This is a genomic window from Shewanella sp. SM73 (assembly GCF_025653795.1).
Classification (GTDB): Bacteria; Pseudomonadota; Gammaproteobacteria; order Enterobacterales; family Shewanellaceae; genus Shewanella; species Shewanella oncorhynchi.
In genome coordinates this window covers 289,736-310,780 of the sequence record NZ_JAKKRY010000005.1, presented here as the reverse complement: position 1 = coordinate 310,780, position 21,045 = coordinate 289,736, and the positions used below count along the sequence as shown (strand labels likewise).

Here is a 21,045-nt window from a genome sequence, read left to right as displayed (position 1 = left end):
GCAAAAATAATAACACTGGGCAGATGGAAGTTTGACCCAGGGACTTAAAAGTTAAGTCTCTAATAAAAATAATAACTGTATCAACAGGGAGAAATTAGCATGACAAGCACGGCTTTAGTGACGAACGATGCCACGGCGTTAGGAATACTCGCGACAATTCTAGGTTTTGTATTTTATACCAGTAGCAGTAGTCATCCTTTTTGGCAGAAGTTTTATCGTTTTATTCCCGCCCTTTTATTGTGCTATTTCTTGCCATCGTTATTGAATACCTTTGGGGTAATCGATGGTAATACCTCACAACTGTATTTTGTGGCATCCCGTTATTTGCTGCCAGCTTGTTTAGTCTTATTGATTTTAAGCGTTGATTTAAAAGCTATTTTAAGTTTAGGGCCGAAAGCTTTGATCATGTTTTTAACTGGCACTGTCGGTATCGTTATCGGCGGCCCTATCGCCTTGTTGCTGGTGTCGGTTATTGAACCTTCTTTAATTGGGGTCGATGGCCCCGATGCGGTATGGCGTGGTATGACGACCTTAGCTGGGAGCTGGATTGGTGGCGGTGCAAACCAAGCTGCAATGAAAGAAATTTATGATGTGGGCGGTAATATTTTCTCTGTGATGGTGACAGTCGATGTGATAGTCGCCAATATTTGGATGGCAGTGCTGCTGTTCCTAGCCTCAAAAGCGAAAGAGATCGATGCTAAAACCGGTGCGGATACTTCTGCAATTGAAGCGTTAAAAGATAAAGTTGAAAAGTATCATGCTGAAAATGCGCGTATTCCTAATCTGCGCGATCTTATGCTGATTGTCGCTGTAGGCTTTGGTATCACAGGTATTGCTCATATCGCCGCTGATTTTCTGGGGCCATTTTTTGAAGTGAACTATCCTTGGACCGCAGATTACAGTTTAACCTCTAAATTCTTCTGGTTAGTGGTGATAGTCACAACGATTGGTTTGGCGATGTCATTCAGCCCAGTGCGTCATTTAGAGGCGGCGGGGGCATCAAAAGTGGCTTCAGCCTTCCTTTACATCTTAGTTGCGACCATTGGTCTACATATGGATGTGAGTAAGGTGCTCGATACGCCATTGTACTTTTTAATTGGTATTGTGTGGATGATAGTTCACGCAAGCTTTATGTTATTGGTGGCTAAGCTGATTAAAGCCCCGTTATTTTATATGGCCGTAGGCAGCCAAGCGAATGTGGGTGGCGCTGCGTCAGCCCCTGTAGTTGCGGCGGCATTTCACCCCGCTTTAGCACCAGTGGGCGTACTGTTAGCCGTATTAGGTTATGCGTTAGGAACCTATATGGCATGGATTTGTGGTCAAATTTTACAGTTAGTTGCGGTATAACCGCCTTAGCTCCTATTCACCGCTGGGAAAGGTTCCAGCATTTTAGAGAGAAGTTGCGATGAGTAATAAAATCATAAACCTAGGTTCAATCGAGATTGCCAACGATAAACCTTTCGTGTTGTTTGGTGGCATGAACGTGCTTGAGTCTCGCGATCTCGCTATGTCGATTGCTGAAACCTACGCCGAAGTGACTCAAAAGCTGGGGATCCCTTATATATTTAAGGCGTCTTTTGATAAGGCGAATCGTTCTTCGATTAACTCTTACCGCGGTCCAGGTATGGAGGAAGGCTTAAAGATTTTTGAAGAGATTAAAAAGACCTTTAATTTACCTTTGATCACCGACGTGCATGAAGTGCATCAGTGTGCGCCAGTGGCAGAAGTAGTTGATATTATTCAGTTACCTGCATTTCTAGCACGCCAGACAGATTTGGTTGTCGCGATGGCAAAAACTGGCGCTATCATCAATGTGAAAAAGCCACAGTTTTTAGCACCACATGAAATGCGCCATATCATCACTAAGTTTAACGAAGCGGGTAATGACGAGATCATCTTGTGTGAACGTGGTTCAAGCTTTGGATATAACAACTTAGTCGTTGATATGTTGGGTATGGACGAGATGAAGCAATCTGGCTATCCGGTGATTTTCGATGCGACCCATGCACTGCAACGCCCTGGTGGTCGTGCCGATTCAGCGGGTGGACGTCGCGCACAGGCAACCGAATTAGCGCGCAGTGGTATGGCGCTGGGTTTAGCGGGTCTATTCATTGAGGCGCACCCCGATCCTGATAACGCTAAGTGTGATGGCCCATGTGCGCTGCCTTTGCATCAGTTAGAAAATTATCTGAAGCAAATGAAAGCGATCGACGATTTGGTTAAATCCTTCGAGCCAATCGATACCAGTAAGTAATCGCAAGCTAAGACTTAATGAATTAGTGACTTAATCCCAAAGCCTCGACTCGTTCGGGGCTTTTGTTTTTCAGTCGAGGAATGTGATTGGTATAGCCCCGTAGCTATCTGAAACATTAATGTTTTATGATGGGCTTTGCCTAACAATCTTGTTTTTATAGCCGACCAGATTCTTTACGGAATACCTTTATGTGGATCTTACTCACTTTGCTGGCGGCATTTATGCAGGCTTGGCGTAATGCGTTTCAAAGCCAGCTGAGTAAAGAAGTGAGTGTTGCGGGCGTGACCTTAGCGCGTTTTATTTGGGCTGGGCCGATTGCCGCAGTGTATCTGGCGAGCTTATATCTTTGGCAGGATGTCGGAATCCCCGATTTTAGCGACCGTTTTATCGGTTTTATTCTCGGAGCATCGGCGATGCAAATCCTCGCGACGGGCTTGATGGTGAAATTGTTCAAGCAACAGAACTTTGCCGTTGGTGCTGGGCTAGCCAAGAGTGAAGCCGTGGTCGCTGCGATCTTAGGCACAGTGTTTTTTGGGACGCATTTATCCCTTTTAGGTTGGTCGGGAGTGTTGTTGGGTGGTGTGGCAATTTTTCTCATGAGTGCCAAGCAAGGCCTGCGAAGCTTGTCGCTCAATACGGTATTGATTGGTTTGGCTTGCGGTACTTCGTTTGCGCTGACATCGCTTTGGGTGCGAGAGGCGAGTTTATGTTTGAATATCGGCTTCCCCCATAGCGCCGCTTGGGTGCTGTTATTCGTGATTAGTCTACAGACCCTAGTGTTAGTCAGTTATCTGTTACTTAAGGATAAATCCACACTGGCCGCGTTATGGCAGCGACCTAAGCTTACCTTACTCACCAGTGCCGCCAGTTGTTTAGGTTCTATCGGCTGGTTTAGTGCAATGTCGCTGCAGGCTGTGCCTTATGTAAAAACCTTAGGTCAAGTTGAAGTCTTCTTTATGATCCTGATTGCCACCTTTTGGTTGAAGGAAAAAGTGAAGATAAAAGATATGCTTGGATTAGTGCTTATTGCTATGGCCGCCATTTTGGTGATGTGGGAATAGATTAAAACTCATTGATGTCATACTGGTTTTTTATACTAGAATAAAACGCGATTTAGCCAGTTTATATCAAGCTGATATGAACTGAGATACAAACATATACATACCTTGCCGCTTAGATTTTGATACCATTTTTAACCGAGTGCTGTGCGAGTTAAGGAACTAAACAGAGAACTATGCGAAGAAAAATAGCAAAATTGAATCTGCCATTGTGGCAATGGCTGGCAGTGATATTGTTTCCCATTGGGGTTGCTGTTGTAGCAAGTTATCTCTCTGCACAGTATTTTGTGGAAGATAAAGTCAAAGGTGTGGGGGGGATTTATGTAGGCAACATAGATACTTTGATCTCTCATGCCGATGAAATCAGCCATTATGCATTGGCGTTGAAGGACACTGAGTGTCAAGAATTACACGACTATATGTTGTTCCAGCCTTACTTTCGCTCGGCTTTAATATTTGATTCGCAACGTGTTTATTGCTCATCTAAAACCGGTGATATTGATACTCCCCTGAGCATTGTTAGTGCTACCGAAAATCTTGAAATATCTAACCAGTTTATTATTACGGGCACGCCTTTTATGCCTGAGGTGCCCGCGATAGTGTCATCTAAATGGGACCCTAAATCTAAACACGGCGCCGCTGTGATTATTGAAGGGAAATATTTAGTAGATTCCTTTGTACAGCCCGATGTGTTTCCCAGCGCAGTTATCAATGTCGCTTTATCCATCAATGGTAAAACGATTCCTGAATCACTCGGATTTATCAAAAATGAGGTAATGACTTTAGATTCTGATGAGCACAATTTTTCAGTGTTACTAGAAATGTCACCTGCTTTTTTTAGGCATTTTTTTTGGATATTTTTTGCCATCTCATTACCCTTTAGCATTATTTTGATTACGGGTTCTATCTTGTTTGTGCTCTATTCACGGTTATCTCGTCACTCCCTTGCTGATGATATTCGTAGCGGGATAGAGAACGAAGAGTTCTTTTTGGTTTATCAACCTGTGATCTGCGCTGAGGACGGCAAGGCCAAAGGAGTCGAGGCATTAGTGCGTTGGCAGCACCCACAAATGGGCTTAGTACGGCCTGATTTGTTTATTCCTATCGCCGAAGAGAGCAAGTTGATTGTTCCATTGACCAATTATATCTTCGAAAAGGCATTAAAAGATTTTGCTAATATGAAGGTTGAATCGGGCTTTAGAGTCGCATTCAACGTGGCGCCAGAGCATTTTACCCAAGATGATATCGAGTCGAAATTTATTCATCTGCGGGATTCTTTGGATCGTATTGGCGTTAAGCCTTTAATCGAAATCACCGAACGGCAATTATTAACGCCGGATATTTGCCAGCGCATTGAAAGCTTACGCCAGTTGGGGATTTTAGTGGCTATCGATGACTTTGGTACTGGGCAAACAACCTTATCTTTGTTACAAACCATGCCATTGGATTACTTGAAAATCGATAAATGCTTCATCGATACCATAGGGCAGGACTCCGTGACTTCCCACGTACTCGATACCATTATTGAGCTCTCCCATAAGATGAATTATGTGGTGGTGGCTGAAGGGGTTGAAACCCAGGAGCAGGCAGATTATTTGACCAGTCGCCAAGTCCATTTTTTACAAGGTTATCTCTTTGCTAAGCCCATGAAGCTGGCGGATTTAAAGTTATGGTTAGTCGAACATTTCAAAAAGTAGCATCATGATGTAAGTCTGCCATAAGGGCGCCTTGGTACCCTTATGGCTATTCAACTGTCTTAACTAAAGGTTCGAGGTTCTGATTAAAGGCTATAACCCGTTTCTTCGTGTTCCGATAAATCTAAGCCGTTAACTTCTTGCTCTGTGCTGACGCGAAGGCCGCCAAGTAGCTTACGGATGATCACAAACAGCAACCAAGTGACCACCGCAGTATAAGTGAATGTCGCCGCAACCCCGATAATCTGTACCCCAAGTTGGTCTATCATAGTGTCGTTCACGGCCGCAAAACCGTAGCCGCTAAAGACGCCTAATTGGGTCGAGCTAAATACACCCGCCAAAAGGGTACCAAGAATACCGCCGACACCGTGCACGGGGAAAACGTCTAAGGAGTCATCGATTTTAAGTTTCTGTTTGATATAAACCGTTGAGTAAAAACACACGATTCCACCGAGTAAACCTATGACTAAGGCGCCTGCTGGGCCAACATAACCAGAGGCGGGAGTGATAGTGCCTAAGCCCGCTACCATGCCTGTGACTATGCCAAGGGCGCTGGGTTTACCAAACTTAATCCACTCAATTGCCGCCCATGTCATCGCGCCCATAGAAGCGGCGAGATGAGTGGCTAGAATCGCCATGGCTGCGGTGCCATTGGCACCGAGCGCACTGCCGCCGTTAAAACCGAACCAACCCACCCACAGCATGCCCGCACCTGTGACAGTCATCGTCAGGTTGTGCGGCATAATGGCCGAGTTTAGAAATCCTTTGCGTGGACCTAGCACTTTAGCGGCCACGAGCGCAGCAACCCCTGCGGTGATATGCACCACGGTTCCGCCCGCGAAATCATACAGTCCTAGCTGTGCTAACCAGCCACCACCCCAAACCCAGTGGGTGATCGGCGCATAAACCAGTAATAACCAAGCACCTGAAAAGATAAGCACAGCTGAAAACTTCATTCGCTCGGCAAAACCACCGATGATTAAAGCTGGCGTTATGATGGCAAAGGTCATTTGAAATAGCATAAACAGAGGCTCGGGAATATCCCCGCTAAGACTATCGCGACCAATACCTGACAGTAGTGCTTTGTCTAAGCCACCGATGAAACTGCTACCTGTGTCGAATGCGAGTGAATAACCTAGCCCGAACCATAAAACTGACACTAGGGCGGCAATAGAGAAGCATTGCATCAATATTGAAAGCACGTTTTTACTGCGAACTAAACCGCCGTAAAACAAGGCTAATCCTGGCAAGGTCATCAACAACACTAATGCGGATGAGCTTAAGATCCACGCTGTATTTGCAGCGCTAAATTGACCATCATCGGCGACGGCATTCGTCGCCAATATACTGAATAATATCAATAGGTATTTAATACTGAGTCTGAAGCTCACTAGCATCATAGGGCATCAACTCCTTCTTCCGAAGTGCGAATGCGCACCACTTGTTCTAACGAAGTCACAAAGATTTTGCCATCACCCACTTTGCCCGTATGGGCTGCAGCAATAATGGCATCAATAACGGCATCTTCTTGATCGGAATGAATGGCAACTTCGAGTTTAATCTTAGGTAAAAAGTCCACTGCATATTCAGCACCACGATACAATTCCGTATGGCCCTTTTGGCGGCCAAAACCGCGTACTTCAGTGACTGTCATGCCATGGACGCTGAGCTGGGTTAAAGCTTCACGTACATCGTCTAATTTGAATGGTTTAATGATTGCGGTGACCAGTTTCAATTTTCTCTCCAACAAGCTGCAGACTCAATTTATTGGAATAAAGCAGGAATTAGGCCATATAGATAAAGCATTTATTATCATTGCGTTAACATTAAAATGCACCGAAATAGCTTGAAATTTTGATGCAAAACGGTGCAAAGCAAAGTTAATCTGCCCTGATTTAGTGCGTATCATTGGTGCAAGTTAAATTTGCTTGACTAGCATGAGTGCGGGAAAAGCCGAGTGAGTATGGCACTAGGGGAATTCGCGTTTTAATGCGGTAAATAAAAAGTGGGAATTTAGCAAAAAATTAAAAATTATATAAATTAAACATAATGTTATATTTAGTTTTGTTATGTGAGTTTTCTTGCTTAAGCTTCTAGCTGTTTGACGCGCGCCCAGAAGTCAGCATTAACTGGCGCACTTAAACCGTGCGCTCGTGCACGCTCACAGATATAACCATTAATTTGGTCTATTTCAGTTCGTCTTTGGTGTGCAATATCTTGGTGCATCGATGAGAAATTCCCCGCAGTGAGGCGGATCACCTGATAGACCCTGTCGTGTAACAATTGTTTATCGAGAGGCACGCCCTCGAGTGTGGCAACCGTGACTAACTCGTCGAGAATGCCTTTAATCATGTCACTAAAACCTGGCTCGGCGAGTGTGCCATTAGGACATTGATATAGTGCTGTAAGCGGATTAATCGCGGCATTAACGGCGAGTTTCTGCCATAGACAAGGCACAATGGCATCCACCCATTCACTGTTTGGGATAGCCGCCAGTAAAGCATTGCGATAATGCTCAGTGAGCTCTGTACCTGCAAAATGCCCAAATTGAGTTAGCCCTTGTCCAGTTTGCCTAATTTGCCAACTGGCTTGACGTAACACCCCTTGGGAAGTTGTCCCTAGGCTTAACCCTCTGCCATCAGCTTGCGCATCAATTAGCGGCGCTAGGGCTAAATTAGGTCCCATGCCATTGTGTAACAACAAAATGTGGCATTGTCTGGGCAGTTGGTTAAGTAAGGGCAAAAGTGCATCGAGCACTTGATAGGCTTTGACGCAGACAATCACGAGGCGAATATTATCGAGCGCATTGGCCGCTAAGATAGGCACAGAATACTGGAGTGCTTGTGTTTTCTGTTGATTATCATTGGCCGGCGCTAATGGAGTGACGCTAAGTGTCTGCTGTATAGATGCAATTGAATCGCGGCCGATAAGACCAACACCCATGCCCGCTGTAGTCAGTTGGTGGCAAATAAGCTGCCCAACGGCACCAGCACCTAAAATCGCAATATCCACTACGCGATTTATGTTCACAGCATGAGTCATATGTGTAGCCTTAAGGTATCGGTCATCAGTACCAGTTTGAAGCGCCTGAGTTAATCTTCTCGCAATTGCGCTGCGCGGAAGTATTTGCCATAGGCCCAATTGCAAAAGTAAAACAGTGCAATACCCGAAAAGTCGGCAATAACGTCACCCACAGAAGCGCTACGGTAGGGCAAACGTGATTGCACTAACTCAATTAAAATGGCGTAGCTTGCCAGTGTGAGAGATAACCAATACCACTTAGGTTTGAAAGCAAGATAGGTGAGATAGGAGAGGCAAAAAAAGCTCCCAAGATGGCCTACCTTGTCGATATTCGGAATACTTTGCGAATAGGTTGGTCTGGAAAATACCAGATAACTGATCACGACAAAGGCTACGGCTAAAGCCAGCTTAAATAGGGTGTTTTTAGTTATCACAAATATGTTTGTATTAGCTTAGAGTGGGGCAATGATAGGAAAATGTGTGGCTAAAGTCACCCATGATTACGCTTTTATTCTAGGCTTTACCTTCAACTTAGGCCTGTGTGTGGGTAAACTAGCTGCATATTAATTTGATATGGGACATAAAAACTATGCCTTCAATGGATATTGTGTCAGAAGTGAATGAAGTTGAACTGCGTAATGCGGTTGATAATACTAAGCGTGAGCTGGCGACACGTTTCGATTTTCGCGGTAAAACGGCTGACGTGGAATATAAGGACCATGTGGTCACGTTAACCGCTGAAGATGACTTCCAATGCCAACAATTAGTGGACATTTTACGTATGCAACTGAGCAAACGTAATGTGGATCCGTCTTCGATGGAAGTCGATGAGAAAGCCATCCACAGCGGTAAAACCTTCTCCCTAAAAGTGAAGTTTAAAGAAGGTATAGAAACCTTAATTGCTAAAAAACTGGTCAAGCTAATTAAAGACAGCAAACTTAAAGTGCAAGCGTCTATTCAGGGCGAGAAAGTACGAGTTACAGGTAAAAAACGTGACGATTTACAAGCTGTCATGGCGTTGGCACGTGAGTCTGAGTTAGGCCAGCCTTTCCAATTTGATAACTTTAAAGATTAATCGAGCAGAATTGGTTTAACGTGATGCAGTATCGCGTTTGCCATTTCGTCTTTAAATGTAAAAGCCCTCACACTAAGGTGTGAGGGCTTTTTTATATTGATGACATAAGTGCTATGAGACCTTAATCCGATTTTGTTGGTGCACTTTTTGACGAATCATCCATTAATGATGTGCTTGGATGCGGCGCATACTTGTTGACTAAGACAACCAAAAACAACACCGGAAAGCCAATAACACTGGCGGCGACAAAGAAGTTCACATAGCCAAATGCGTCGACATAAGCGCCCGAGAAGCCCGCGATAAATTTAGGGAAAAGCAACATAATCGAAGACAGTAAGGCATATTGCGTTGCACTGTAGCCGTTGCTAGTGAGACTCGAGAGATAGGCAATAAATGCCGCCGTGGCTATCCCAGCGCTGAAGTTATCCACGGAAATCGCAAAGGTTAAAAAGGGCACGTTGTAGCCAATCACTGCCTGCCACGCGAATAGCAGATTGGTTACGGCAACCAGTAAGGCACCGAGGAAAAGGATTTTCATAGTTCCGAAGCGAGCTAACAGAACGCCGCCAAAGGCTGCGCCGACTAAGGTCATGATCAGGCCATAGATTTTACTCAAATAAGCAATTTCTTCCTTAGTGAATCCCATGTCCACATAAAAGACGTTCGCCATAATCCCCATCACAATATCCGAGATCCGGTAGCAAGAAATCAGTAATAAGATGAGGATAGCACTGCGGCCATAGCGTTTGAAAAAGTCGATAAAGGGTAAAATACTGGCCGTATATACCCAAGATATGCCCGCTGCGATAATTCTAGGATAACGTGCACTTAAGCGTTGTTTTAGCACTAATTCAGTGGCATCGGCGGCGCGGGTATCGACTTCGGGTTCGCGGCTAAAAAGTGTGGTCAAAATCCCAACAGACATCAATCCTGCCATAATCAGGTAAGAAGTTTGCCATGCCACTAAGTTGTATGCCGTGTTACCGGGTTCAACCCAAGCCGCTATGGTGAGTGCGCCTGCGGTGGCTACTATCATGGCGCTGCGATAACCCACTTGATAGGCCGCTGCTAGTGCGGCTTGCATCTTTTCTGGGGCTGATTCAATCCGAAAGGCATCAATAACAATATCTTGAGTGGCTGAGGCAAAGGCGACCATTAATGCGAACAGTGCCAAGCGCTCGAGATCTTTGAGAGGGTCACTAAAAGACATGCCTAAGATGGCACCAACCAATAACAACTGAGCGAACAGCATCCAGCTACGGCGGCGGCCTAGAAATCGAGTTAGCAGCGGCAATGAAAGCCGATCGACTAAGGGTGACCAAGCCCATTTAAACGCATAGGCTAAGGCTATCCAGCTGAAATAACCGATTGAAGTGCGATCAACACCAGCTTCACGCAACCAAAAGGATAACGTTGAAAATACCAGCATTAATGGTAGACCAGCAGAAAAACCCAGTAATAACAGGATCAAAACCCGCTTGTGATAATAGACACTGAGGGCATCGAGTGTACGTTGAATAAAACCTTTTGCGGACATAGGCATGAGTCTAAGTGTTTAATCCGCTTAGCTTACGGGTAAGGTGCCATAGGGTTCAAGGGCTAATGGTATTCCTTTTACTTTGGAGTCCCGTTTAGCACTATAAGATGGTTGAATATGGCTCGAGAGTTAACTGCTTGTAGCTAAAAGTTTACCGCTTATCTTTATCGCTAGCATAGATCTTGATAGTAAGGAGAGCGTAATAATGTACACACGAGGAATTGGTTTACGAAATAAAAAAGGCCCTATTACAGGGCCATTTTTTATCGATAGGAATGCTGAACTTAAGGTCTTATCCCGATGCATCCCTGCGGCACTCGGCCGCCTAAACTCAGGTAGTCACAGCAATCATTTACTTGCTTACGCAGATATTGATTACCGCGGATCACACAGTCAGGCCACCTGTTAAAGCTGTGGAGCAAGTGCCAAAACACTTTTTCAGTTTCAGTTTGCGCTTCGCCAGTCGAATTCAGTTGCTGCCATTCTTCTAACGTGTCCCATAAGTAAAGTTGCACTTCATGGAAGTCGAGTTCTTCACTCAAAAACGCTTTTCCATAGAAGGCGAGTTGGGGCGCTTTATTATCGATGAACTCAGTTGCCGTCATCGTTTGCCTCCTTTCTGTTTACTATCACAGTATAGATGCAAAATTAGCGCTTTTGCTCGAAATTATATTTTGATTACTGTTTTGGTAATAACTTGGCTTTTTTCAATATGATAGGGGTAACAGGAACATCGGGCCAATTGAGCTTAGTGTTAGTCCCTGTCTCAACGACAGCCATAGCTTCGAGGACGGTTTTACCTTCAATCACTTCACCAAATACGGCATAACCCCAACGACGTTTAGAGGGGTCGAGCTTAGTGTTGTCGGCTACGTTGAAGTAGAACTGACGAGTGGCTGAGTGCGGCTCGTTTTCACGAGCCATGGCGATAGTGCCCATGCTATTTGTTAGGCCATTTCCTGATTCGTTGACTATCGGCTTACCTTCGGGCAGCTCTTCATACTTGGGGGTGATTCCGCCGCCTTGCACCACAAAGTCACTGATCACGCGGTGAAATATTGTGTTGTCGTATTCGCCTTTAACGACATGAGTTAAAAAGTTATCGACAGTGATTGGTGCACGAGTTCTATCTAGCTCGACCACTATTTTGCCTAAGCTAGTATCAAATTCGACTCTGGGATACAAGGTATCGGCCTGAATGTCGAGTGCGAGGCTATGATGACTCATAAAGATGAGTAAGAGGGCTGATATCCAACGGAGCATATTGATTTCCTTATAATAAACTGACGCTGTTATTTTTGTAGAAACTGATTAAGCTCAGGATCGTTTAGAATCTCGCCGGTAAGTTGGCCGAGCAATTTGTTCATATCCAGTTCTAAGGTTGCAAAATCGGGCGTTAAAGGACCTTTTAAAGTGCCTTTGGCTTTATAGCGTTTTACCAGCTCTTGGGTGGAATTTTTGGCTTGAACTGCGATTAACACACTGTGTTTTGCCTCATAGCCAAAGGTCTTTTTAGTGATATCCATTTGCAATTCTTCTAATTGAATTTGCACTGAATTAGTTGCGCTTGGGTCGATTTGGTAGCCCGCTTGAGCAAAACCTGCGCGGAATACTTCATCGAGTAACAGTTTAGGCGGTTCGCTCGGGCCAACTAAACGTGTTTTTGTCCCTTCTTCAATAAAACGAGCAACATAATCGACTGTGCGTGTATCTACCGTTTCAAGAGCGATAGGTACAAGTTGCGCCGTTTGTTGGCTGATATTGGGCACTTGAGGGCTGAAAGCCATATGAGTCGGATTTTGGCTGGCACAGCCCGCGAACAGCAGGGGGAAAGTCAAGGTCAGTAATAGCCGTTTCATGGGATCTCTCGTACAAGTAAAAGTGGCTACAGCATACCAGAAATCACTTTTGATGCCACAGAACACCGTGATTCAGTTGAGGTACAGCTTTTATTGCTAATATCTTGTGCTCATTATTCACATCCGTGTTTTCTGTGCATTCACATCATTTATTCGCATAGTTACAAGGCATGGAAGGCAGGTTAAATATGGAAAAAATATCATTCACTTCGTTATTTGTTGGCCTGATGCTGGCGTCAGGCCTGATGAGCTCCAATGCGCTCGCGGGCGATTCTGCCCATATACTGGGTGGTAGTTTAGGTTACGGTACCCAAGAATTTGAAACTAAGAACGGTAAATATGATGCGGGTGACACATTAACCAGCGACTTATATTACCGCTATATGCTCAACGAGCATTTTGGGTTTGAGGCGGGTTATTTAGCGGGTTCAGGTGGGGTGGCGAGTGCGCTTGTTAGCGTCATCAGTGAGATAAAAGATTTACGTTACCAAGGTGTTATAACCGCCGCTTACGCTGAATATGCTTTGTCTCGTGGTAACAGCCTGTATGCCAAATTAGGCGCTGCTTACACTCAAGTCAGCTATGAGATAGATAAACAAGATATGGACTCGGATGATGTCGGTTTTTATGGCGCTGCAGGCTGGCAATATCGATTTAAGTCAGGATTCGGTTTGAATTTGGAATACCAATATATCCCGATGAAAGAGCTTGAATTACAGGGGATCAACTTTGGTATTAGCTACCGATTCTAATCTTTCCTTATCCAACGATTAAAGCGCCTTTAGGCGCTTTAATCGTTTTACAAACAAGGAATTTAAAACATTAAACCGAATACTGGCTGGCAACAAAATGACAACACTTTGTCCTTGCACTCTTTTAATGCAATGGGGGACAGGTTAGAGTAAAAATTCGATGTTTAGAATGAGAGAGCATAGATGCTCCCGCGTCCTTTTTGTAAGGCTTAGTCATGTTAACGATAGCAACGCAAATCGCCCCAGATAACTTGATCAATCCGAAGGGGTTACCCCATTTTGGTCATTTCGATGGCATAGTCAAAACCTTAGGTTTAGCGGACTTTGCCTATTTCGATACTATGGATAAACCTGCTTCAGCGTGGGCTAAGCATTTCGATTATAAACAATTTCAGTTTGTCTCTTTGGTCACGCCGCGTTATGTCCTAGGCATCGCGCTTGCCGATATTGCCTACGTCGGCAGTGCTTTTTGTTATTTATACGATATAAAAACCAACACACTCACCCAGCTTGATTGGCTAAAACCTTTGAGGTTTGGCTATCAAATGACGCCATCGCCAGCCGAGGGCCGAAGTAGTATTGGCCGTAAAGGGGCGCAGTTAAGCTTTGAGATTGTAGAGGGCGGTTGGCGGTTAATGATTGATACTAAAAACATTCAAGCCGATGTGACTTTACACTCAGCCCCCTTAAGTTTGCCTATGGCTATGTGTAGTCCTACTGGATACAACGGCTGGACTTACACACAAAAGCATAATGGTTTGACCGTTAAAGGTAGTTTGACTGTGGGTCATGAGCCGCAGCCGCTGAATCAAGCTTTAGCAGGCTATGACTTTTCGGCGGGTTACATGCGCCGTGATACCAGTTGGCGCTGGGCGTCAATTAACGCGCGGATCCAAGAGGGCATTATGGGACTTAATTTAGCGGCGGGTGTCAATGAAACTGGGGCTACTGAAAATGTCTTTTGGATTAATGGTGAGCGTCATTTACTCGGGCCAGTGCAATTTGAGTTTGATCGCCATGCCACGCTCGGCGCCGAGGTTTGGCGAGTCCACAGTCAAAATGGCCAAGTGGATTTGCAGTTTGCGGCGCGCAATTGTCGCAGTGAAAAGCGTAATTTGCTCTTGCTTAAGAGTAATTTCCGCCAATTCATCGGTCATTTCAGTGGCACGATTACCGATAATCAAGGGCACAGTTACCAGTTAAATAATGTTCTGGGACTCGCCGAAGATCATTATGCCCGCTGGTAGCTAACGGCGACTAACGGACCGCAGCTGCCTGCGTTGTGGCGTTGAATGCGGTTTATAGAATGCAGTCAGAATTTTTATAAAAGTAACAATAAAAATAACCATAAAATAAAAATAGAACAGGATGATCTTATATGGATATCTCCTCGCTGATCCAGCACCCAGAGCTGTTACTGCTAGTGCTCGCACCTTTGTTTTTCGCGTGTATTTTGCTGGAATGGTACTTTGGCGATAAAAGACAAAGGCTACCGTTAAGTGCACGTTATCGCGGCCAAGAAGTGCTGTGTAATTTCAGCCTCGCGGCCATGCATCAAGGTGCTGATTTACTCACTGGTTTGCTGATCGCTAAGCTGTATCTGGCGATGTTTGGTTGGAAGTTATTCGATATTGAAATGGGCCCATTGAGCTTTATTGCCTTGATGGTCGCGCAGGACTTTTGTTATTACTGGTTCCACAGGGCGAGCCACAGAGTCCGCTGGATGTGGGCGGCTCACGTGGTGCACCATAGCTCTGAGAATATGAATTTTAGCACTGCGTTTCGTCAGAGTTTAATGTATCCCTTTGCAGGCATGTGGGTATTTTGGCTACCGCTGGTGGTTATAGGTTTCGATCCAAACTGGGTGGTGTTTGTGGTATTACTCAATCTGGGATTACAATTTTTTGTGCATACCCAAGCGATTAAATCACTCGGACCGCTGGAATGGGTCTTCAATACTCCATCACATCACAGGGTGCACCACGGTCGTAATCCCCAATATATAGATAAAAACTATGCGGGTGTGCTGATTATTTGGGACAAGCTGTTTGGCACTTTTGAGCCCGAGGTAGAGACTGTGATTTACGGCATTACTAAGCCAGTGAATAGTTTTAATCCCTTTAAAGTGACTTTTAGTGAATGGCGAGACATGTTTGCAGAGGTTACCGCGACAGGTTTGAGTGTTAAACAACGACTACGTATCTTGTTTGCTCCGCCTTCCAGCAGTTTAAAAAGCGAGGAATAACAATCCACTGCATTTTCCAAGTTAAATAGCGCAAATGGCTAATAGAGTCTTGAATTTAGCCTTGCTAGCATATATTCCGTTTTTTGCCACTGTTTTGGTGTAAAAATGTACAATCCCATACTTTGGTGGTACTTTTTGGGGTAAGGAGTTTAACTCGGGAGGACTTATCATGATGGATGAACCTCGATTATCCGCGGAGGAGCTTGCTTGTTTTAGCGAACTTTTTTCGCCGACTCGTGTGGGCACAGCCTTGACTAACGATCCCCTAGTCAATCACGTGCTCACAGTCACAACTGAAGTACCGCAAGTTATCGCCTCGATTCTCGGTAAGGCAAAACTCACTCTATTGGCCGAAGTCGGACCCTATAAACTCTGGTTTCCGCTACTGATGAAAGTGGATGACTTTGGTCAGTTTCAACCCACTTTAGGTGTACCTGAAGTGCTAGATGCCTCGGGAGTGGAGCGCAGTTGGCGGTTAACTCAAGCCGATGATGTGTGGATATTCGACCACGATCAAGGTGAGCAATGGTCTGTTGCCTCGCTATCTAGTTCTGGCATGGCCATTCGTGCTAAATCACAGCAGCAATTTAAACAATTGTTAGGCAGTAAAGACTTGCAATTACAATTGCCCAATGGCGAGACTATGCGCGTCGATATCGAGCCTATTCGTAGCGAGAAAGGTCTGGCTTTCGTTAAGTTTCAGGCCGAAACCGAAGAGCGTGAAGCGTTACGTCAATTCTTATTTAGTCGCCACCGTAGCCAGCACGCTCAGCTCTACCGTGACTTACGTTAGGACCTCCATTGCGACAGTTTTCGGCCTTGTGTTAGTTGACCTGTTATCTAAAAATCTCAGTTCTGCAACTTGAATGTGAAATCCACGGATTTAAAAACTGTCATTTGTGATTGCAGTGCTTTTCACCGATTGTTACCTGCCAATCTGTCTCCCGATGGATTAGAATGGCGGTGAATTCAACACATCAGAGCGAGCGGTATGCACGTACATATTTTAGGAATTTGTGGAACCTTCATGGGTGGTCTAGCGTTATTGGCTAGGGCCAAAGGGCACAGAGTGACGGGCTCGGATGCCAATGTCTATCCTCCAATGAGCACGCAACTAGAGGACCAAGGCATTGAGCTTATTCAAGGTTTTGATCCTAGCCAGCTGGGTGAAGCAGGGCACTATCCTGACTTAGTTGTCATTGGTAATGCCATGAGCCGGGGTAATCCTTGTGTGGAAGCCGTGTTGAACATTGGCATCCCTTATACCTCTGGCCCGCAGTTTTTAGCCGATCATATTTTGCCTGAGCGTTGGGTGCTGGCAGTGTCTGGCACTCACGGTAAAACCTCGACTTCTAGCATGTTAGCCTGGATTTTAGATGATTGTGGTTATGAGCCTGGGTTCTTAATCGGTGGCGTACCGCAAAACTTTGATGTGTCGGCACGTTTAGGCAAGACCGCTTTCTTTGTCGTTGAGGCCGACGAATACGACAGTGCCTTCTTCGATAAACGTTCGAAATTCGTGCATTATCATCCGCGTACCTTAGTGATCAACAATCTTGAGTTCGATCATGCCGATATTTTTGCTGATCTGGCTGCGATTCAAAAACAGTTTAACCACTTAATTCGCACCGTTCCTGGTGAAGGCAAGATCATTTGGCCCGCCGATTCCCATGCCGTTAAGCAAACGATTGATATGGGGTGTTGGAGTGAGCAAGAAACCTACCATTTAGCCGAATCGACCAGCGGTTGGTATGGCAAAGCGTTAAGTGATGATTGCCATCGCTTTGAAGTGTTTTTTGATGGCGAGTCTCAAGGTATTCTCGAATGGGATTTGATTGGTCAGCACAATATTGAAAACGCCATGATGGCCATTGCTGCCGCGCGTCACGTTGGCGTTAAGCCGAGTGCTGCAATTGAAGCTTTAGCTAAGTTTATGCCACCTAAGCGTCGACTCGAATTACTCGGAACCGTTAACGGTGTGAGCGTATATGACGATTTTGCCCATCATCCGACGGCTATTGCGACCACGTTAAAAGGCATGCGGGCTAAGGTTGGGCAGAGCAAGATTACTGTGGTACTTGAGCCGCGCTCAAATACCATGAAGAGCGGTGTCCATAAAGACACTTTAGCTTTTTCTATGATGCAAGCCGACGAAGCCTTTTTATATCAAGCCGATACCATTGACTGGAATATGAAAGAAGCTATGGAAGCGGCGGTGATCCCTGTGACTGTGTTACATCAAATTGATGATGTGGTCGCCAAAGTCGCAGCAACCGCCAAAGCAGGCGACACCATAGTGGTGATGAGTAACGGTGGTTTTGGTGGGTTACATAAGAAGCTGCTGGCCGCATTAGAACAGGCTTCAACTGTAGAGCAGGTTAGCTAAGATGGCCTACGCAAAGTCGACTAAGGCGATTAGCTTAGCTTGGACGGGCGCCTCTGGTGCTCCCTATGGACTTAAGCTACTCGAGTGTCTGTTGGTATCGGGTTATCAAGTGTTTTTGATGATCTCCAGTGCCGCTCGAGTGGTATTGGCGACGGAACACGGCTTACAGTTAAGCGCCAACAGTGACAAAGCCCATGCCCAGCTGTTGGCTTTGCTGCACGAAAAAGGCGTGATTATTGCTGGCGAGTTAGTGGTATTAGGCAAAGATGAGTGGTTTTCGCCGCCTGCATCGGGTAGCGCTGCACCTAAACAAATGGTGATTTGTCCTTGCTCAACGGGGACGTTAGCGGCAGTTGCTACCGGAATGAGTAATAATTTACTCGAACGCGCCGCCGATGTGGTGATTAAAGAGCGCGGTCAGCTTATCCTAGTACCGAGGGAAACTCCTTTTAGTGCCATACACTTAGAGCATATGTTAAGCCTTTCTCGCCTCGGCGCGACCATTATGCCCGCTGCACCCGGCTTTTATCACAATCCCAAATCGGTAGAAGATCTGGTAGACTTCATGGTCGCTCGAATTCTCGATCATTTGGGCGTTGACCATGCATTAACGAGTCGCTGGGGTTATGACAAACAGTCTAACCGCGACCTCGACAATTGAGACTTATATGAAACACACCACCGAAGTGATGATCTCTGCTGAAGAGATAAGCCAGAAATTGGATCAAATGGCCGAGCTAATCAATGCCCATTATGCCCACAGTGAACGTCTGCTGATGGTCGGCTTGTTAAAAGGCTCAGTGGTCTTTATGGCAGACCTGTGTCGCCGCATTAAAGGCCATGTTGAAATCGATTTTATGTCGGTTTCCAGTTATGGCAATACTATGACCAGCTCACGGGATGTGAAAGTGCTGAAAGATGTGCAATCAGATATCGCCGGTCGCGATGTGCTGATTGTGGAAGACTTGATTGACTCAGGTAACACCTTAAGCAAAGTGCGCGAGATGTTGTTACTGCGGGAGCCTAAGAGTCTTGCACTGTGCACCCTGTTGGATAAACCTGAGCGTCGTGAAGTGGATGTGAAGGTCGATTTTATCGGTTTTACTATCCCTGATGAGTTTATCGTAGGTTATGGTATTGATTATGCCGAGCAGTATCGCAATCTACCTTATATCGCCAAAGTCGTACCACTCGATTAAGTGTCCGATACAGTTTAAAACTCCCGCAGCAGGCGGGAGTTTTGCTTTTTGCGGCTATATAAAAAATATAAATGATAGAATCATTAAAGATTTTTTTTCAATCAATTAGCTATTTTTTTGCTTTAGTTCTGCAACCCATCATTGTAATTGTGTTTTTTAGCACCATCTTATTACTTTCTAATGTGTAAGGATCGGTACAAATATGGCGAATATTACCCATGCTCTAGTACTCGAATGGCTTAAAAAAACCTATAAAGGCGGCGTAGAAGCGGTTAAAGGCATCAGCCTTACCGTCAATCAAGGGGATTTCTTTGCCTTGCTCGGCCCCAATGGTGCTGGTAAATCCACCACGATTGGTATTATTAGCTCCTTAGTGCAGAAGAGTTCAGGTACGGTCAAAGTCTTTGATTATGATATCGATAAGCAGCTAGAACACGCCAAACTCTGCATTGGTTTAGTGCCACAAGAGTTTAACTTCAACCAGTTTGAAACCGTGCTGCAAATTGTGGTGAATCAAGCGGGTTACTATGGTGTGCCAAAACCTATCGCCCTTGAGCGTGCCAAAAAATACTTAAGTCAACTGGATCTGTGGGAAAAGCGCAATAGCCCTTCGCGGGAATTATCCGGCGGCATGAAGCGACGGTTAATGATTGCGCGCGCGCTGATGCACGAACCTAAATTATTGATTTTAGATGAACCTACCGCAGGTGTGGATATTGAACTGCGCCGCTCTATGTGGGAGTTTCTCAAACAAATAAACCAGCAGGGCGTGACGATCATCCTGACCACTCATTACCTTGAAGAAGCGGAAATGCTTTGCCGTAATATCGGCATTATTGATAAAGGTATTTTAGTGGAATGCACTAGCATGAAGGCGTTGCTGAGTAAGCTGAATATGGAGACGTTTATTCTCGATCTTCGTCGCGATACTGAAACGGCCCCCGTGCTCGATGGCATGGCTTGTCGCTTAACCGACTCTCATACCTTAGAGGTGGATGTAGCGAAAGAGCATAATCTTAACGATGTTTTTAGCCAATTGAGCGCAGCTAATATTGAAGTGCTATCGATGCGTAACAAGTCTAATCGGTTAGAAGAACTCTTCGTCGAACTCGTGAAGAAAACTCAGGGAGCCTCAGCATGAATCAGCTCTACTTTATTGCCTTTAAAAGTATTTTAAGTAAAGAGATCAATCGTTTTACGCGAATTTGGATCCAGACCTTAGTCCCGCCAGCGATTACCATGACCTTGTATTTTTTGATTTTTGGTAACTTAGTCGGCAGCCGGATTGGAGAAATGGGCGGCGTATCTTATATGGAGTTTATCGCCCCTGGTTTGATCATGATGTCGGTGATCACTAACTCTTACTCGAATGTTGCTAGCTCATTTTACAGTGCCAAGTTTCAACGTAATTTAGAAGAGCTGATGGTGGCACCTGTGCCCCATTATGTGCTGATTGCTGGCTACGTAGGCGGCGGCGTGGCGCGCGGTTTGTGTGTTGGCCTGATAGTGACGTTAGTGGCCATGTTCTTTGTCGACATTAGCTTACATCACGCAGGTTTAGTGGTGATGACGGTATTTTTAACCTCAGTGCTATTCTCATTGGGTGGCTTAATTAACGCTGTTTTTGCCAAAAGCTTCGACGATATCAGTATCATCCCCACCTTTGTGCTTACCCCATTAACTTACCTTGGCGGCGTATTTTATTCCCTGTCACTCTTGCCCCCATTTTGGCAAGGCGTGTCGGCACTTAACCCTGTGGTCTATATGATCAACGTGTTCCGCTACGGCTTTTTAGGCTTTGCCGATATCAGCGTGCCATTATCCATCGCCATTATGATCGGTTTCTGTGTCGCACTTTGGACCTTAGCGTATTACTTAGTCTCGCGCGGAATAGGCCTGCGTTCCTAGACATATTTCTTTAGAGCGTAATAGAAAAAGGGAGCCATTAAGGCTCCCTTTTTACTG

General features: G+C 45.3%; 22 protein-coding genes. 14 read left to right on the top strand and 8 right to left on the bottom strand.

Annotated elements, in window-relative coordinates:
- Nucleotides 1-99 precede the first annotated feature (99 nt).
- The 4 genes from L5M51_RS10095 to L5M51_RS10080 all read left to right on the top strand — a co-directional run bounded on the left by L5M51_RS10095 (nt 100) and on the right by L5M51_RS10080 (nt 5,009).
- Nucleotides 100-1,347 (top strand): DUF819 domain-containing protein, encoded by a 1,248-nt coding sequence (locus tag L5M51_RS10095; protein WP_105250145.1) that lies wholly within the window; start codon nt 100-102, stop codon nt 1,345-1,347.
- A gap of 58 nt (nt 1,348-1,405) precedes the next feature.
- Nucleotides 1,406-2,254 carry a 3-deoxy-8-phosphooctulonate synthase gene (gene kdsA / locus L5M51_RS10090; protein ID WP_105250144.1) on the top strand — a complete coding sequence of 283 codons (849 nt, stop codon included), beginning with the start codon at nt 1,406-1,408 and terminating at the stop codon, nt 2,252-2,254.
- A gap of 188 nt (nt 2,255-2,442) precedes the next feature.
- Nucleotides 2,443-3,315: a DMT family transporter gene (locus L5M51_RS10085; protein ID WP_263172540.1), complete on the top strand. Its 873-nt coding sequence runs from the start codon at nt 2,443-2,445 to the stop codon at nt 3,313-3,315.
- Between the two features lie 173 nt (nt 3,316-3,488).
- The gene (locus L5M51_RS10080; protein ID WP_263172538.1) at nt 3,489-5,009 is read left to right on the top strand and encodes an EAL domain-containing protein; all 1,521 of its coding nucleotides are present in this window, start codon (nt 3,489-3,491) and stop codon (nt 5,007-5,009) included.
- 83 nt (nt 5,010-5,092) lie between these two features.
- Here L5M51_RS10080 and L5M51_RS10075 read toward each other — a convergent pair whose 3' ends face one another.
- The 4 genes from L5M51_RS10075 to L5M51_RS10060 form a co-directional block, all read right to left on the bottom strand.
- Nucleotides 5,093-6,406, bottom strand: a complete 1,314-nt coding sequence (locus tag L5M51_RS10075) for an ammonium transporter (RefSeq protein WP_263172536.1) — start codon at nt 6,404-6,406, stop codon at nt 5,093-5,095.
- Entirely contained in the window at nt 6,403-6,741 is a 339-nt protein-coding gene (locus tag L5M51_RS10070) for a P-II family nitrogen regulator (protein ID WP_105250140.1), read from the bottom strand. Before L5M51_RS10070 ends, L5M51_RS10075 begins: the two co-directional genes overlap by 4 nt.
- A 350-nt stretch (nt 6,742-7,091) precedes the next feature.
- Nucleotides 7,092-8,048, bottom strand: a complete 957-nt coding sequence (locus L5M51_RS10065) for a ketopantoate reductase family protein (protein ID WP_263172534.1) — start codon at nt 8,046-8,048, stop codon at nt 7,092-7,094.
- A 50-nt stretch (nt 8,049-8,098) separates the two neighbouring features.
- Nucleotides 8,099-8,461: a VanZ family protein gene (locus tag L5M51_RS10060; RefSeq protein WP_105250138.1), complete on the bottom strand. Its 363-nt coding sequence runs from the start codon at nt 8,459-8,461 to the stop codon at nt 8,099-8,101.
- 155 nt (nt 8,462-8,616) lie between these two features.
- Between L5M51_RS10060 and L5M51_RS10055 the strand changes: the two genes are divergently transcribed.
- Complete coding sequence (locus tag L5M51_RS10055) at nt 8,617-9,102, top strand: YajQ family cyclic di-GMP-binding protein (protein WP_006080274.1); 486 nt, start codon at nt 8,617-8,619, stop codon at nt 9,100-9,102.
- A 121-nt stretch (nt 9,103-9,223) separates the two neighbouring features.
- Here the strand turns inward: L5M51_RS10055 and L5M51_RS10050 are convergent, their stop codons facing one another.
- The 4 genes from L5M51_RS10050 to L5M51_RS10035 form a co-directional block, all read right to left on the bottom strand.
- The gene (locus tag L5M51_RS10050) at nt 9,224-10,639 is read right to left on the bottom strand and encodes an AmpG family muropeptide MFS transporter (protein WP_263172532.1); all 1,416 of its coding nucleotides are present in this window, start codon (nt 10,637-10,639) and stop codon (nt 9,224-9,226) included.
- Between the two features lie 284 nt (nt 10,640-10,923).
- Nucleotides 10,924-11,244 carry a hypothetical protein gene (locus L5M51_RS10045; RefSeq protein ID WP_028761869.1) on the bottom strand — a complete coding sequence of 107 codons (321 nt, stop codon included), beginning with the start codon at nt 11,242-11,244 and terminating at the stop codon, nt 10,924-10,926.
- A 73-nt stretch (nt 11,245-11,317) separates the two neighbouring features.
- On the bottom strand, nt 11,318-11,902 hold the full coding sequence (locus tag L5M51_RS10040) for a peptidylprolyl isomerase (protein ID WP_263167575.1): 585 nt from the start codon (nt 11,900-11,902) through the stop codon (nt 11,318-11,320).
- A 29-nt stretch (nt 11,903-11,931) separates the two neighbouring features.
- The gene (locus L5M51_RS10035; protein ID WP_105250136.1) at nt 11,932-12,498 is read right to left on the bottom strand and encodes a YajG family lipoprotein; all 567 of its coding nucleotides are present in this window, start codon (nt 12,496-12,498) and stop codon (nt 11,932-11,934) included.
- Between the two features lie 227 nt (nt 12,499-12,725).
- On the opposite strand from L5M51_RS10035, the gene L5M51_RS10030 reads away from it, so the two are divergent.
- From L5M51_RS10030 to L5M51_RS09990, 9 genes are all read left to right on the top strand, one after another.
- Nucleotides 12,726-13,250, top strand: coding sequence for a porin family protein (locus L5M51_RS10030; protein WP_411569041.1), 525 nt, complete (start codon nt 12,726-12,728; stop codon nt 13,248-13,250).
- A gap of 215 nt (nt 13,251-13,465) precedes the next feature.
- Nucleotides 13,466-14,497 carry a DUF2804 domain-containing protein gene (locus L5M51_RS10025; RefSeq protein WP_263172530.1) on the top strand — a complete coding sequence of 344 codons (1,032 nt, stop codon included), beginning with the start codon at nt 13,466-13,468 and terminating at the stop codon, nt 14,495-14,497.
- A gap of 131 nt (nt 14,498-14,628) precedes the next feature.
- The gene (locus L5M51_RS10020) at nt 14,629-15,495 is read left to right on the top strand and encodes a sterol desaturase family protein (protein ID WP_212599734.1); all 867 of its coding nucleotides are present in this window, start codon (nt 14,629-14,631) and stop codon (nt 15,493-15,495) included.
- A gap of 169 nt (nt 15,496-15,664) precedes the next feature.
- A complete protein-coding gene (locus tag L5M51_RS10015) occupies nt 15,665-16,288 on the top strand; it encodes a hypothetical protein (protein ID WP_006080282.1) in 624 nt (207 codons plus the stop codon).
- 198 nt (nt 16,289-16,486) lie between these two features.
- Nucleotides 16,487-17,881 (top strand): UDP-N-acetylmuramate:L-alanyl-gamma-D-glutamyl-meso-diaminopimelate ligase, encoded by a 1,395-nt coding sequence (gene mpl / locus L5M51_RS10010; protein WP_263172526.1) that lies wholly within the window; start codon nt 16,487-16,489, stop codon nt 17,879-17,881.
- A gap of 1 nt (nt 17,882) precedes the next feature.
- Nucleotides 17,883-18,542: a flavin prenyltransferase UbiX gene (locus L5M51_RS10005; protein WP_028761725.1), complete on the top strand. Its 660-nt coding sequence runs from the start codon at nt 17,883-17,885 to the stop codon at nt 18,540-18,542.
- A gap of 7 nt (nt 18,543-18,549) precedes the next feature.
- Nucleotides 18,550-19,080: a hypoxanthine phosphoribosyltransferase gene (hpt, locus tag L5M51_RS10000; RefSeq protein WP_028761726.1), complete on the top strand. Its 531-nt coding sequence runs from the start codon at nt 18,550-18,552 to the stop codon at nt 19,078-19,080.
- A gap of 202 nt (nt 19,081-19,282) precedes the next feature.
- A complete protein-coding gene (locus L5M51_RS09995; RefSeq protein ID WP_263172525.1) occupies nt 19,283-20,221 on the top strand; it encodes an ABC transporter ATP-binding protein in 939 nt (312 codons plus the stop codon).
- Complete coding sequence (locus L5M51_RS09990; RefSeq protein ID WP_006080287.1) at nt 20,218-20,988, top strand: ABC transporter permease; 771 nt, start codon at nt 20,218-20,220, stop codon at nt 20,986-20,988. Before L5M51_RS09995 ends, L5M51_RS09990 begins: the two co-directional genes overlap by 4 nt.
- The last annotated feature ends 57 nt before the right edge of the window (nt 20,989-21,045 follow it).

Excerpts from the sequence above, each read along its gene's own strand:
- L5M51_RS10095 (WP_105250145.1), top strand. The coding sequence starts at position 100 with ATGACAAGCACGGCTTTAGTGACGAACGATGCCACGGCGTTAGGAATA.
- kdsA (WP_105250144.1), top strand. The coding sequence starts at position 1,406 with ATGAGTAATAAAATCATAAACCTAGGTTCAATCGAGATTGCCAACGAT.
- L5M51_RS10085 (WP_263172540.1), top strand. The coding sequence starts at position 2,443 with ATGTGGATCTTACTCACTTTGCTGGCGGCATTTATGCAGGCTTGGCGT.
- L5M51_RS10080 (WP_263172538.1), top strand. The coding sequence starts at position 3,489 with ATGCGAAGAAAAATAGCAAAATTGAATCTGCCATTGTGGCAATGGCTG.
- L5M51_RS10075 (WP_263172536.1), bottom strand. The coding sequence starts at position 6,406 with ATGATGCTAGTGAGCTTCAGACTCAGTATTAAATACCTATTGATATTA.
- L5M51_RS10065 (WP_263172534.1), bottom strand. The coding sequence starts at position 8,048 with ATGACTCATGCTGTGAACATAAATCGCGTAGTGGATATTGCGATTTTA.
- L5M51_RS10055 (WP_006080274.1), top strand. The coding sequence starts at position 8,617 with ATGCCTTCAATGGATATTGTGTCAGAAGTGAATGAAGTTGAACTGCGT.
- L5M51_RS10050 (WP_263172532.1), bottom strand. The coding sequence starts at position 10,639 with ATGTCCGCAAAAGGTTTTATTCAACGTACACTCGATGCCCTCAGTGTC.
- L5M51_RS10045 (WP_028761869.1), bottom strand. The coding sequence starts at position 11,244 with ATGACGGCAACTGAGTTCATCGATAATAAAGCGCCCCAACTCGCCTTC.
- L5M51_RS10040 (WP_263167575.1), bottom strand. The coding sequence starts at position 11,902 with ATGCTCCGTTGGATATCAGCCCTCTTACTCATCTTTATGAGTCATCAT.
- L5M51_RS10035 (WP_105250136.1), bottom strand. The coding sequence starts at position 12,498 with ATGAAACGGCTATTACTGACCTTGACTTTCCCCCTGCTGTTCGCGGGC.
- L5M51_RS10030 (WP_411569041.1), top strand. The coding sequence starts at position 12,726 with ATGCTGGCGTCAGGCCTGATGAGCTCCAATGCGCTCGCGGGCGATTCT.
- L5M51_RS10025 (WP_263172530.1), top strand. The coding sequence starts at position 13,466 with ATGTTAACGATAGCAACGCAAATCGCCCCAGATAACTTGATCAATCCG.
- L5M51_RS10020 (WP_212599734.1), top strand. The coding sequence starts at position 14,629 with ATGGATATCTCCTCGCTGATCCAGCACCCAGAGCTGTTACTGCTAGTG.
- L5M51_RS10015 (WP_006080282.1), top strand. The coding sequence starts at position 15,665 with ATGATGGATGAACCTCGATTATCCGCGGAGGAGCTTGCTTGTTTTAGC.
- mpl (WP_263172526.1), top strand. The coding sequence starts at position 16,487 with ATGCACGTACATATTTTAGGAATTTGTGGAACCTTCATGGGTGGTCTA.
- L5M51_RS10005 (WP_028761725.1), top strand. The coding sequence starts at position 17,883 with ATGGCCTACGCAAAGTCGACTAAGGCGATTAGCTTAGCTTGGACGGGC.
- hpt (WP_028761726.1), top strand. The coding sequence starts at position 18,550 with ATGAAACACACCACCGAAGTGATGATCTCTGCTGAAGAGATAAGCCAG.
- L5M51_RS09995 (WP_263172525.1), top strand. The coding sequence starts at position 19,283 with ATGGCGAATATTACCCATGCTCTAGTACTCGAATGGCTTAAAAAAACC.
- L5M51_RS09990 (WP_006080287.1), top strand. The coding sequence starts at position 20,218 with ATGAATCAGCTCTACTTTATTGCCTTTAAAAGTATTTTAAGTAAAGAG.